Origin of the sequence: Aminobacterium sp. MB27-C1, assembly GCF_030908405.1 — a bacterium.
GTDB lineage: Bacteria > Synergistota > Synergistia > Synergistales > Aminobacteriaceae > Aminobacterium.
This window is the reverse complement of the sequence record NZ_CP133089.1, coordinates 525,468-537,997: the sequence shown is the minus strand read 5'-3', so window position 1 is coordinate 537,997 and position 12,530 is coordinate 525,468. Positions and strand designations below refer to the sequence as shown.

General features: G+C 42.1%; 13 protein-coding genes and 1 tRNA gene. 1 reads left to right on the top strand and 13 read right to left on the bottom strand.

The window, feature by feature from the left end; translation table 11 throughout:
• Positions 1 to 77: 77 nt before the first annotated feature.
• Positions 78 to 152: transfer RNA gene (locus RBH88_RS02580), tRNA-Val, on the top strand.
• A gap of 64 nt (positions 153 to 216) precedes the next feature.
• Here the strand turns inward: RBH88_RS02580 and RBH88_RS02575 are convergent.
• The 13 genes from RBH88_RS02575 to RBH88_RS02515 all read right to left on the bottom strand — a co-directional run bounded on the left by RBH88_RS02575 (position 217) and on the right by RBH88_RS02515 (position 12,525).
• Positions 217 to 609: an N-acetyltransferase gene (locus RBH88_RS02575; RefSeq protein WP_307879839.1), complete on the bottom strand. Its 393-nt coding sequence runs from the start codon at positions 607 to 609 to the stop codon at positions 217 to 219.
• A 71-nt stretch (positions 610 to 680) separates the two neighbouring features.
• Complete coding sequence (locus tag RBH88_RS02570; RefSeq protein ID WP_213690237.1) at positions 681 to 1,967, bottom strand: adenylosuccinate synthase; 1,287 nt, start codon at positions 1,965 to 1,967, stop codon at positions 681 to 683.
• A gap of 13 nt (positions 1,968 to 1,980) precedes the next feature.
• The gene (locus RBH88_RS02565; RefSeq protein WP_213690238.1) at positions 1,981 to 2,898 is read right to left on the bottom strand and encodes a divergent polysaccharide deacetylase family protein; all 918 of its coding nucleotides are present in this window, start codon (positions 2,896 to 2,898) and stop codon (positions 1,981 to 1,983) included.
• 13 nt (positions 2,899 to 2,911) lie between these two features.
• Positions 2,912 to 4,120: a S41 family peptidase gene (locus tag RBH88_RS02560; RefSeq protein ID WP_213690239.1), complete on the bottom strand. Its 1,209-nt coding sequence runs from the start codon at positions 4,118 to 4,120 to the stop codon at positions 2,912 to 2,914.
• Positions 4,121 to 4,157: 37 nt separating this feature from the next.
• Positions 4,158 to 5,372 carry a murein hydrolase activator EnvC gene (locus tag RBH88_RS02555; protein WP_213701272.1) on the bottom strand — a complete coding sequence of 405 codons (1,215 nt, stop codon included), beginning with the start codon at positions 5,370 to 5,372 and terminating at the stop codon, positions 4,158 to 4,160.
• 28 nt (positions 5,373 to 5,400) lie between these two features.
• A complete protein-coding gene (locus RBH88_RS02550) occupies positions 5,401 to 6,285 on the bottom strand; it encodes an ABC transporter permease (RefSeq protein ID WP_213695393.1) in 885 nt (294 codons plus the stop codon).
• The gene (locus tag RBH88_RS02545; protein WP_213691887.1) at positions 6,272 to 6,967 is read right to left on the bottom strand and encodes a cell division ATP-binding protein FtsE; all 696 of its coding nucleotides are present in this window, start codon (positions 6,965 to 6,967) and stop codon (positions 6,272 to 6,274) included. Before RBH88_RS02545 ends, RBH88_RS02550 begins: the two co-directional genes overlap by 14 nt.
• A gap of 2 nt (positions 6,968 to 6,969) precedes the next feature.
• Complete coding sequence (locus tag RBH88_RS02540) at positions 6,970 to 7,926, bottom strand: transketolase family protein (protein ID WP_213691888.1); 957 nt, start codon at positions 7,924 to 7,926, stop codon at positions 6,970 to 6,972.
• Entirely contained in the window at positions 7,923 to 8,762 is an 840-nt protein-coding gene (locus RBH88_RS02535) for a transketolase (protein WP_213691889.1), read from the bottom strand. The genes RBH88_RS02540 and RBH88_RS02535 overlap by 4 nt, the downstream gene beginning before the upstream one ends.
• Positions 8,755 to 9,771 carry a polysaccharide pyruvyl transferase CsaB gene (gene csaB, locus RBH88_RS02530; RefSeq protein ID WP_307879838.1) on the bottom strand — a complete coding sequence of 339 codons (1,017 nt, stop codon included), beginning with the start codon at positions 9,769 to 9,771 and terminating at the stop codon, positions 8,755 to 8,757. Before csaB ends, RBH88_RS02535 begins: the two co-directional genes overlap by 8 nt.
• Positions 9,768 to 11,687: a DUF5693 family protein gene (locus tag RBH88_RS02525; protein ID WP_307879837.1), complete on the bottom strand. Its 1,920-nt coding sequence runs from the start codon at positions 11,685 to 11,687 to the stop codon at positions 9,768 to 9,770. The genes csaB and RBH88_RS02525 overlap by 4 nt, the downstream gene beginning before the upstream one ends.
• Positions 11,687 to 12,292, bottom strand: a complete 606-nt coding sequence (locus tag RBH88_RS02520; RefSeq protein ID WP_213695397.1) for a nucleoside triphosphate pyrophosphatase — start codon at positions 12,290 to 12,292, stop codon at positions 11,687 to 11,689. Before RBH88_RS02520 ends, RBH88_RS02525 begins: the two co-directional genes overlap by 1 nt.
• On the bottom strand, positions 12,277 to 12,525 hold the full coding sequence (locus tag RBH88_RS02515; protein ID WP_213691956.1) for a hypothetical protein: 249 nt from the start codon (positions 12,523 to 12,525) through the stop codon (positions 12,277 to 12,279). Before RBH88_RS02515 ends, RBH88_RS02520 begins: the two co-directional genes overlap by 16 nt.
• Positions 12,526 to 12,530 lie beyond the last annotated feature (5 nt).

Here is a 12,530-nt window from a genome sequence, read left to right as displayed (position 1 = left end):
AATATGCTTTATATGTACAAAATTTATCTCATTGGCTTGAAATAATGAGATAAGACAGCTATAATACCTGCTATTGTGGGTGACTAGCTCAGTGGAAGAGCGCTTCCTTCACACGGAAGAGGTCACAGGTTCGAACCCTGTGTCGCCCACCATTTTTTATGCCTACTCGTCTGGTATACAATTTTAAATACACAATTTTAGACTTAAAGGTGCATCTTAGCTGCAATGAAAGGGAAGTTTTGTCTCCATAAGTAAAGCCGTAGCAAAATCTTCGTAGTAATGTTCTTCTTTTTTAATTACGCGAAATCCGAAATTTAAATATAATTTTCTTGCTGTTTCGTTATCTTCACGAACATGAAGTTTCAATTTATTATACCCCTCATTAAGGCAAAATTCACCTGCTGCGAGAAGTAATTGGCTAGCGATCTTTCTTTTCCTATGGCTCTTGCTAACAAATAAATCACTAATCATAATTGCATTTTTCTTCTTTTCTAACACGATAAGCCCAACTATACGAGAATGCCAACGGGCTGTCATATACACTGACAGCCCGTTTTTAATATCTTCCACTATAAATTCGCGGGGCCAAGCGGCTCCACCTTTTTCCACTTCAAGAGAACAAAGAGAGTCAATATCGCTAAGGGAAGCAAAATCTATTTCTACAAATAAAAAAGACAGTATTAAAGCCCCCTGATAATAGTCTGATCTCTCCCCGGACCAACTCCTATAAGTTGCACAGGTACACCTGTCTCTTTCTCTATGTACTCCACGTACTTTCTCGCTGTCTCAGGCAAGTCATCAAAGTTTCGGCAGGCTGAGAGGTCTTCTTTCCAACCATCCAATGTAGTATAAACTGGCGTAGCCTTTTCAAGAAGGGATGTATTCGTCAAATAATTCTCGTATTTTTTACCATTTGCTTCATAGTGGGTACAAACTTTAATTTTGTCAAACCCAGTAAGAACATCAAGTTTGGTGAGAGCTATGGAAGTCATACCATTAACGCGTACAGCATATTTAAGCGCTACGAGGTCAAGCCAACCGCAGCGCCGAGGACGGCCAGTTGTAGCTCCATACTCTCCCCCCTTGTCTCGTAATGTCTGTCCATCGTTTCCAAGATCTTCTGTAGGGAAAGGACCTTCGCCGACACGGGTACAATAGGCCTTTACAACACCAATAACACGATCAACATCGGAAGGACCTACCCCTAATCCAACACAGCCACCAGCTGCTATAGGTGAGGAACTCGTTACAAAGGGATACGTTCCGTGATCAACATCAAGAAGGGTACCCTGAGCCCCTTCGAAAAGAACGCCCTTACCTTCTAACATGGCTTCTTGCAACGCTAAAGAGACATCGGCAACATAGGGAGCTAATGTCTCTCCCCAGGAAAGTGCCTGGGCATACACATCATCGAAAGCAACAGGTTCTGCATTATAAACCTTCGTTAAAATAAGGTTTTTCAGATCAAGATTGAAGGAAAGTTTCTCGCGCAGTATTTCCGGATCAAGAAGATCTTCAATACGAATGCCACAACGGTTAAATTTATCAACATAACACGGACCGATTCCACGTCCTGTAGTTCCTATCTTTTTATCTTTACTTCTAAACTGTTCGTCGGCCTTATCAAGGATTTTATGATAAGGCATAACGACATGGGCTGATCCGCTAATGATAAGACGGGCTCGATCTTTTCCCTGCTCCTGTAATGTTTTAAGCTCATTAATTAGCTGCTCAGGATCGACAACAACTCCGTTCCCTATAGCACACAATTTACAGGGATAAAGCATTCCTGATGGTAAAAGATGAAATACATATTTTTCCCCTTCTACAATCACTGTATGTCCAGCATTGGCGCCTCCCTGATAACGAGCAAACACTTCCACTCGATTGCCAAGGGCATCTACAACACGCCCCTTGCCTTCATCACCCCACTGGGCTCCAATAATAATCTCTACTCGTCCTTTCACTTTCAAGGCCTCCTCATTGTGCCTTTTGAATTCTAAGAAGTTCAGGCACAGTTACAAATTTTACGTCATTTATATTAGAATCGCAAAGCTCTTGTAAAAAAGGAATTGTATCCGGTCTATTATGACAAATGGCTACAACCCATCCTCTTTTTTTTGCAATAGTAACAGCCTTTTGAAACTGCTTTCTCATAAATTCGATATTTGTCTCATGGTCAAGAAAAATTGAATTATAAGCACTTGGAACCCCGAAGCGCTGAGCAGTTTTATAAGCGACAGATTTAGACGATGTTCGGCTATCTATAAAAATTTTATTCATAGGAGCCAAAGTCTCCATCAGCACACTCATAATCTGGTCGTTACTTGTTGCTTTTGAACCTCTGTGATTGTTCATTCCTATCGCGTTTGGCATGATTGCAAAAACATCTTTTACAGCCTTTGCAACAGCTGGAGCAGACATGCTTACTCCAATAAGAGAGTCCCCCTGCGCTTTATCGGCTAATGCTTCCATAGGCATATGAACCAAGTATGGAATTTTTTTTGATTCCGCCAATAGAACTGTTTTTTCTGTGAAACGTTGATGCGGAATAATTGCCCACGTAAAAGGAAGATCTATAGCTGCTATCTCTTCTGCCATGGAATATGAGAATCCGAAATCATCTATAACAAGAGCCACAAGAGCACCATGTTGCTCTTCTATCTTGTCTTCAGATACAACGTCTTCTATAGACGTTTCAGGTCTCTCTTGAACATTTACTACATATACTTCTTTATTGTCTGCTGAGACATTATTTTCTGACCTTTCTTCCGTTATATCTCTCACAGTATCATGAGATTTTATGAGCGGAACAAATACCAGTAAAATCAATATCCCGAACAGGATAAAGAGGAGGCCTCTAGACCTCCCCCTCTTTCTCGTCTTTTTTCTCGGCATAATTTTCCTCTAATTAATTTTTCAGCAGTTTAGATGTTCCTTTTTCAAGCTTTAGCAGCTCGTCCATAGCCCGCTTCAACTGAATGTCTTTTTTACGATCTGGATTATATTCTCCTTCGACTGTCACATGAGGTGTTAATCCTATATGATCAATAATTGTTCCAGAAGGAGTATGATACCGAGCTATCGTAACATATAACCCCGATCCATCCGAAAGATTAAACAGAGTCTGTACAGATCCTTTTCCGAAGCTCTTTTTTCCTACAAGCACAGCCCTTTGGCGATCCTTGAGAGCACCAGCCACTATTTCCGAAGCACTGGCACTTCCTTCGTTAATTAATACGACAAGAGGAAGCTTCGTCAAAACTCCGGCCTGCGCATATAACTTATCATTTGCCCGTTCTACGCGCCCTTTCATTCCAACAACCAAACCGCCATCCAAGAAGAGGTCGCTAATATCAACAGCCGCATTTAATAAACCACCACCGTTATTGCGTAGGTCTAAAATTAACCCCTTAGCACCTTTTTTCTCTAAATCGATGATGGCATCCCGGGCCTCTTCGGCAGTTTTTTGTTTAAACTGAGAGAGCCTGACATATCCCGTATTTTTTTCAAGCATTTCTGATCGTACTGATATCAGTTTTATATTTTCTCTCATCAAATCAAATTGAAGCAACTTATCTTCTCCTTCGCGACGAACCCATATAGTAACAGAGGTTCCTGCCGCACCGCGAAGTCGTTTGACAACCTGCTGAGATTCCCAACCAATAATAATATCGTCACCTATTTTGACTATTTCGTCTCCAGGCTTTAAACCAGCCCGATCTGCAGGGGTCCCTTCTATAGGGCTTATTACAAGAGTTTTTCCGTCTCTATGCCCAAGGTAAATACCAAGTCCACCATATTCCCCTTCCATTTCTATTTCTTCTTCTTTTAGTTCTTCAGGATCAACAAAGCGAGTATAAGGATCTCCATAAGCCTGCACAAAGCCTTTCATGGCACCATAGACAAGATCTTTCTCTTCTTTTTTATCCTTATCGCTGTCAACCTGATACGTCTCTATAATTGCTCGTGCCTGCTTCATAAGCCAAAGATTTTCCAGCTTAAAAGGAACAAAACGAGCGAAATCTTCCAAATCAGAAGCATGAGCTCCCAAAAGGGCTCCTGTGAGAACTACCCCTAATACCAGTCCAAAAATGACGCCTCTTAGTCGTTTCAGCATGCTCTGTTTTTTACTCCTTTTCTCATCTCAAGAATATTTATCGCAAATATTTCATTGGATCTCGCGCATCACCATTTTTGCGCACTTCAAAATGAAGATGAGGACCCGTACTGACACCTGTACTTCCAACTTGCCCTATAATTTGTCCCTTTGATATCCCTTGCCCCTCATCTACAGATGTGCTTGAAAGGTGAGCATAAACAGTACTCAAGTCATTTCCATGATCAATTATTATAATTTGTCCATATCCACGCAACCATCCAACATAGAGAACTTCGCCGGGTCCTGCTGCATGAACTGACGTTCCTCGAGGCGCTCGGATATCTATTCCCGTATGCATTGAAGTTGTTTTAAAAACAGGATGAACCCGTTTTCCAAATCTTTCAGATATCTCTCCCCTCACAGGCCAAGCCAGCTGGCCACCTGAGGGTAAATATGTAATATTCGTAGACGGACGCTTTTTATTTTTTTCTTTTTCTCTGGCAAGAAGCTCTTGCTTCTGACGCATAAGGCGCCGAATCGTATCTCCCACTTCTTCTTGCGCTTTTTGCAACTCTTTTGCCGTTTGTTCATGAAGCGATTTTTCTTTTCTCAACTTCGACAAGAGTTGATTTCTCTTCTGTATTTCAGCTTTATAAGCTTGACGTTCTGCCTGAAGTTTTTTCTCCTGAGATGCATAAAGTGCTCTTTGTTCTTCCAATTCCTTTTTCGATGCATCAAGCTTCTCACGGCTAATACCTAATTCTTCTATCATATCTTCATCTTCTCTGGCTATTTTACTAAGGAGGATAGATGTGGCCATTGCCTCGTGGGCCGTCGAAGCTGTTAAGAGAAGATCTAATTCAGCCATTCCTCCGTATTTATATATAGCTACAAAGCGTTCTTTCAAATACCCCTTTATCTCTACAATACGTGCATCTGTCTTTTTTATATCATTATTCAATTCTTTTATTCTTCGTTCAGCCTTGTTCTGCTTTAATTCAAGAACCTTGATCTGTTGTTCTGCCTTCCCTTTACGTTGATCGTATTGAGTAATCTGGTCAAGAATTCCCTTTTCTTTCTCTCCGGCTTTCTTTATAAGTTGTTCATAATAAGCCGTCCGTCTTTCCATTATCGTCATGCGACGCTCTTCTGCCGCTATTTGTTCGTCAAGTTCTCGTGACGTTAATCCAAAAGCAGGCAAAACGACAAAAAAAGTAGAAAAAACCGTTAGAAGAATACCGAATAATTGTCTTTTTGTGAAGTTCTTCAAGAGACTCTTATTCCTCCACTCTTTCATATCAAAGGGGCTTTTGTGCCACACGAACAAAACGATTCACCGCAAACCAGCTGCATATCCACCCTAAAGTTGTTCCAATTCCTAAGAGTAATACATAAAACTTCAACAAGAATTGCGAATCGCCGATAAGTTCCACAAAAGGCAGAGTTGTTCGTATAGCCTCCTGCGCCGAAGTATAGGAACCCACGACAGCGAGAACGGCAAATAAAGCTCCCAAGGAACCTAAAATCATCCCCTGTAAAACAAAGGGAAGCGAAATATATGTTTTCGTCGCCCCAACTAAGACCATAACCTGTATCTCTTCTTTACGAGAATAAAGAGAGATTCGAATAGTGTTATACACAACAAGAGCACTAATTATAAGGGCTAATCCAAGAACTACAACGGAAACTCTTGAGACCATAAAAGAGATTTTTGATAGTTTTTCCGCAAGTTTTCCGGCATAAACAAGTTCTTCTATTGCCGGCATTGTCGTAAGGTTTCGCACAAGCGGAGCAACTTCTCCAGCTCGCTTTACTTTAACCTCAATACTCCATGGAAGTGGATTTTCCCCAAGAAGGGTCACTGCTTTTGCTTTAGTTCCCAGTTTGGCACGCAGTCGTTCAAGAGCTTCTTCTGGTGATACGGCCTTTACCTGCGTTACATATGGAATAGTTTTAATTTCCTTTACCGTTTGCTGAATCTTACTGTCATCTTTGAGATAGGCTTGAACAACGAGTTCACTCTCGACCTTCGACACCATAGACCGAACATTCAAAGAAAAAAGAGCTGACATACCAAGAAGGTATATAACAGCACCTGCAGTAAGAAGTGTGAGGACACTCAATCCCCAGTGTCGAAAAACCAACCTGAAGGTATCTCGCAGTGCATATCTAAAGCTCGCCATCAATAAGATACCTCCCCTTTTCTTCATCCCGAACAATACGTCCCTCATGAAGCTCTACAACTCTTTGTCTGTAAGCGTCTACGAGGTATTGATCATGCGTCGCCATAAGAACTGTTGCCCCTGCAGTATTGAGCGATATCAAAAGACGCATAATATCTTCTGCAGTATGAACGTCCAAGTTACCGGTGGGCTCATCAGCAATAAAAATGGATGGGGAATTAGCCATAGCGCGAGCAATAGCTACTCGCTGTTGTTCTCCTCCTGAAAGTTGCGGGGGATACAAAAAACGTCGACGCCACAAACCGACCTGGTCTATTACATCATTGGTACGCTTCTCTACCATTCGAGGCGGCATCGCCATGGACTCAAGAACGAAAGCAACGTTTTCCCACGCAGTTAGATTGGGAAGAAGCTTAAAATCCTGAAAGACAACTCCTATATCTCTACGATAATACGGTAATTCTGAAGGTCTGATTTTCCTTAAGTTACGTCCTCCTACAGTAACTTGACCTCGTGTTTGAACGAGTTCTCGTGTAATAAGCCTCATGAGAGTTGTTTTGCCCGATCCAGTCGTTCCTACGAGATAAAGAAACTCTCCTTGCTTAATATCAAGGTAGACGTCTTCTAAAGCTGTAATGTCTGGTTGAAAAATTTTAGTGACTCCTGCCAGGCGTATATCCATTTTTACCTCCTGCGCATCGTCCAAACCTGTACTGCAGCACTCACAATCTGGCTCGATGTGAGCCCGTAATATTCTTGTAATTCTTCTGCCGTTCCACTCTGACCGAATTTATTATCTACAGCCACAAATTTAACTGGTACAGGATAACTGCGACAAACAAGACTTGCAATAGCTTCTCCTAATCCACCATGAAGCAAATGTTCTTCGGCAACAACGCAGCAACCCGTACGATGAATAGATTCAAGAATTTGCTGAGCTGGTAATGGACTGACACTATAACAATCAATAACTTCTGCGCATAAGTCTTGCTGCGCAAGTATTTTTGATGCCTTTAATGCTTCATGAACCATAATACCACACGCACATATGGTCACTTCTGTTCCTTCTTTTAAAACTCTGCCGCCACCAAGCGTAAAATCAGTATCATTATTTTCATAAAGAAGTGGCTGTTCCGGCCGTCCTAAACGCACATAAACAGGCTTGGTACATTCAGCCGCTATTTTGATCAACGTAAGAGCAGAATTGTAATCTGAAGGAACAAGAACTCCCATTCCAGGTAAAGCTCTCATCAATGCTATGTCCTCAAGCATTTGGTGAGTTGCTCCGTCTTCTCCGACAGTTACTCCTCCATGGGTAGCAATAAGTTTTACAGGCAAGCCTGGAATAGCAATGGTTTCACGAATTTCATCATAAGCACGCCCCACAAGGAAAGATGCTAAGGAAGAGACAAAAACACGAAAATTGGCGAGACTTAATCCGGCAGATGTGAGAATCATGTCCTGTTCAGCTATTCCCAGATCAAAATATCGGTCAGGGTGCAAATTACGGAAGGCGACACTTCGAGTTGAAGATCCGACATCCCCATCTATTACAACTATGTCGTCATATAAAGTAGCCAATTCTGTAAGTGCAGCTCCATAGGCATCACGAGTACTCTTTTTCGTCTCATCAGTTGTCATAATAATAATCCCCCTGAATCAAGTTCTCTAAGAGCTTTGTCTACAAGATCACGGGTAAGGACAACAGATGGCTCATGTTGTCGTCCCTCTAAAAAGGAAACGCCTTTTCCGATAATTGTTTTAGCAATAATGGCCAATGGTTTACCAGAGACCCTCAAGGATAGGGCGTTATCCAAACTAGGAAAATCATGCCCATCAGCCATGCAAACTTCCCATCCAAAGGATTGCAGTTTTGCTTCTAATGGTTCAATCGACATAACTTTTTCAACTGAGCCTTCCATTTGCATATCGTTTCGATCAATAATCATTACAACGTTGTCAAGCTTATAGTGGGAAGATGTCATGGCAGATTCCCAGATTGCCCCTTCCTGAAGTTCACCATCTCCAGTAATGCAATAGACTCTACCCTGAAATCCCTTAAGTCGCATCCCAAGGGCAAGGCCGTTAGATATTCCCAACCCCATCCCTAAAGAGCCACTGGAAGCATCTATTCCAGGTGTACGGCTCACCAAAGGATGTCCCTGCAGCATAGCTCCAAGACGCCTATAATTCCATAGTTCATCTCGTGTAAAAAAACCTCTGTTCGCAAGAGCGGAATAAAGGGCCGGGCATCCATGTCCCTTGCTTAAGACAACTCTGTCTCTTTCCTCCCAATTAGGATCTTCTGGACGTATATTAAGGACTTTCCAATAGAGCCAAGCCATGATTTCTACTATCGAAAGAGAAGAGGCAAGATGGCCAGAACGCGCCACTCCAATCATGCGAACAACATCCTTTCGAATTGAAGCAGCAGCCTCTTCGAGAACTTTTACTTCATTCTCAGGAATTCTATTCATGAGAGTTCAACTCCTTCCAGGCTCTTCTTACGGATTCATCACATTTTTTGCGCGCACGTTTTAATTTTTCGCCACAAGGATACGGCCACGGCAAAGGAGGTAAATCGCCTTGTGGGAAAAGAGGGATTTCCCATTCTTGCGCGAATGCTTCCACTTTGGGATCGTATGGAACGGCAACGAGAGGACATCCTGAGAGCAGTGAAATCATACAAAAATGCAGCCGCATACCCATAGCTAATCCACCTAACTGCCAAACGTCTTCAATATCACGTAAATTTCGAACAAGCCGAACTTCCTGACAGGGCAAAAGTTCTGTTGCAGAAAAAGAGCGTAAAAGCTTTTCATCTTCTGGAGCCATGCCTACACCTATGATCGGAAGAGAATGCTCTCTAGCATACTTTGCCGCTGCCTTGGCCGTTTTAACAGCCAAATCCCCTTCCCATGGTCGAATATTAACAAGCAACACTTTAGGCTTATCATAATTCTCGCGAATAGGGAGTCCCATAACAAGATCAAAAACAAGATCGCCTTCAAGTTTCCATTTATGAAGCAAATTTAGCGATCTCTGGTCACGAACCGTTCTGATTTCACAAAGAGATAAGCCATTACGAGCTAAAATTTCCCCTGTTCGGGAACGAAAGGGACCAATTGATTGGGCTAATGCTGCAGAACGACATCCGGCTATTTTCGCCATACGAAGTAGCCCCCAATAGTATAAACATGAACGGAGGCTTGTCGTGTCTTGAAAAAGCCCACCCCCACCGAAAATCAAGGTTTCCGAACGGGATAAAGTCTGCATAACGTCGCGTAAATTCCATCTATTAACAGCATGAGTTCCAAATGACATTCTGCTTTCTTCAGGAGAATTAGACAATACAACCATTTCACTTTTTGCCACTCCGGATTTTTCAAGTGACGCAATAAGAGACGCTGCTAAAAGTTCATCGCCTAAGTTTTTAAATCCATAATAGCCAGCAATGGCTACCTTAAAGGGGCGATATCGACTCAATCCCAAATCACTCCTCGCCAACGATTCCACAGAGGCCGAAGAACGTAATGAAACACCACAAGGAAGAATACACCAAGCAAAATACCAGACCACCAGCCATTAAATTCTCTCCAGAGAATGAAATACAAAGGCGTATGGAAATGGCAGAAGCTATTAACAAGGGAAGAGAAAGCTAACGTCGATGCCAATCTAAAAATTTCACGGTATCGTCCCCAAAGCTGACTTCTTCTAAAATAAAACCAAAGCAAAAGTGCAGGATACCCTGCGAAAAGCTCTTTATTACGCGGACGAGCAACAAGAATTCTCTCAAGAGTATCGCGAACGGCAACTTCCCATCCTGGCACAAATTGAGCATTACCACTTCGTAATAGAACAATAGCAGCAGCAGCAAGCAGTCCTCCAATAAGAGCGAGTTCTCCCCAAAGAGGAGGTCTTGCAAGAACCTGACCTAGAGATTCTGGATGCACCCGCCGTCGCAAGTCATGAATAAGCACAATTATCAAGGGTAAAAAGAGTGTTAATTTCACTCCGGAAAAGGTTCTAAGCCGCAACGTATAAATGGGATAACTAAATAGAGCTGCTATGGCAAGCCCACCAATGAGGGCGACAAGGAAACTGAAGATCAGCCCCCGTAAAGGCTTTCTCCACTGCTCCAACGCCATAAGGCACGCTTCAGAAGCAAGAAGGCCAGCAGTAAAAGCTGCAACAATACGGGCTATAAATAAAACTTTCCAGACACCTATAGCAAGAAAAACGCTAATAACTATAAAGGCAATCGTCTGAGAAAGATTTACTGATGTCAAATTAAGAAGTTCAAAACGATCAGCTAGTAGAGCAATGGTCAAAAGGAAAATGAAAGAACATGCCACTGCCCCGAAGAAAGACATTTTCCATTCTGAAAGAGGTTCAGGCCATTGAAGAGTGATCCCCTGATCTGATAAACCTTGTGATAAGCGCTGAATCTCTTTTTCGAAGACTAAAAGAGGGTCTTCTGCCGCTTCAATCACAGAAGGACGCATAAGCAATAAGCGCACGCTTCGCTCTTTTGCCGCTCGAAGCATTCGCTCATAAAGTGTGTGTCGAGATATATTACGACTTATGATCTCTTCGGTTGTAACACTATGAAGTGAAAGCAAATTCGGGTACATCAACCAATTTAACTGAGGTGCTCCGAATTGTCTTGAAAATTCAACCATCGCTACAGGAATTCCCGCCTCTTTTAAAACATGAGATAGAGGTTTTAAGTTGGGATATCCAGCTGCAAAAAGTCCGGAAGGAGAGATAACACGTATAACAGAAGAGAAATCGTCAAGCAACGCTTCAAGTAACGTCATCTCGCTTTGTGTATCGGAAGGAGTAACTGGAGCAACTCGGTACATTACCGGCGTTCCCGTAGATAATGCAAAGAGAAGTCCTGAAAAATCAGGCAAAACCCCTGTCTCTAATAGTTCATCCAAGGTATGAGGAAGCACATAAACTACTCCCTCTTCTTTTACATATCTATGGCTATTCGGGAAACGAGTCTGCAAGGCTGTATCATACCATTCCGATTCCATAAGGTTTGAAGGAATCCACAATGCAGCAGAACCGTAAGGCTCATTAATTCCTTTTCCTAGATCATCTGGAAGATCCGCTACTGTGCCATAATAAATGGGAAGCAACCCTGAAGAAAGGTCTTTACCAATAGTTTCAGAGACAATAAGGCCTGAAACCCCCGCTTGGCGGAGTCTGTCAAAAACAATATCTGCCTTCTCGTTACTCTTCTTTGCCAAAGAAAGTACATCTCTATACTCAATGATAATAGCAGTATTCCTATGCTCTTTTTCCGCATTCCAGCGAGGAACAAGGGCCAAGCCAGCACTGATTAGTGTTAGCGTTAAGATAAACAGAGTAAAATACCCTTTCTTAAATTTCATTAACTCCTCATCCTCCATTGATCAGCCAGGGAAATTCCGGCTTTTTCAAAAAGACAACTTAAAGAATATAACGGTAAACCTACAACATTAAAATAACAACCACGAATAGACTCAACAAGAAGAGAACCAAGACCTTGTATAGCATATGATCCTGCTTTATCAAGTCCCTCTCCGCTTTCAACGTAAGCAAAGAGAGCTTCTTCATTTAAGTACCGAAAGGTTACTTCAGTAGAGTCAAAATCTGAGAAAACATTATCGCCAAAGCAAAGAGCAACTCCCGAATAAACGTAATGTGTTCTTCCGTTGAGTAATTTCAACATCTCTATCGATTCTTTCTTATTTTCTGGCTTGCCTAATACCTTCTTTTCTATAACAACGCTGGTATCTGAACCAATAACATAGGCATCTGGAAAATTTACGGCAACGGCCCTAGCCTTTTCTATAGCCAAACGTTTAACCATATCGGGAGGAGCCTCTCCAGCCAATAATTCTTCATCAATATTTGAAACAATAACATCAAAAGACCACCCTAAAGATTCTAAAAGTTCTTTTCGTCTAGGGCTTCCCGAAGCCAAAATAATCTTTTTATTTACCGTGCAAGCCACAATCCTACAATGCCTCCGATCAGTGTTCCCAAATTTACATGAAGATAAAATTTCAAGCCAAAATCAACTACGAGCAAATTAAAATCCTGGAAGTTGAACCCTACAGACACAATGTTGCGAAAATACGGAGCCGTAGGGACAAAACGCTGCAAATAAAAACCGATAAGGGTTCCAATAACAATAGCAACGACAAGCATCCACCAACGAACAGAAAAAGTTTTTCCCACGGCCACCTCTA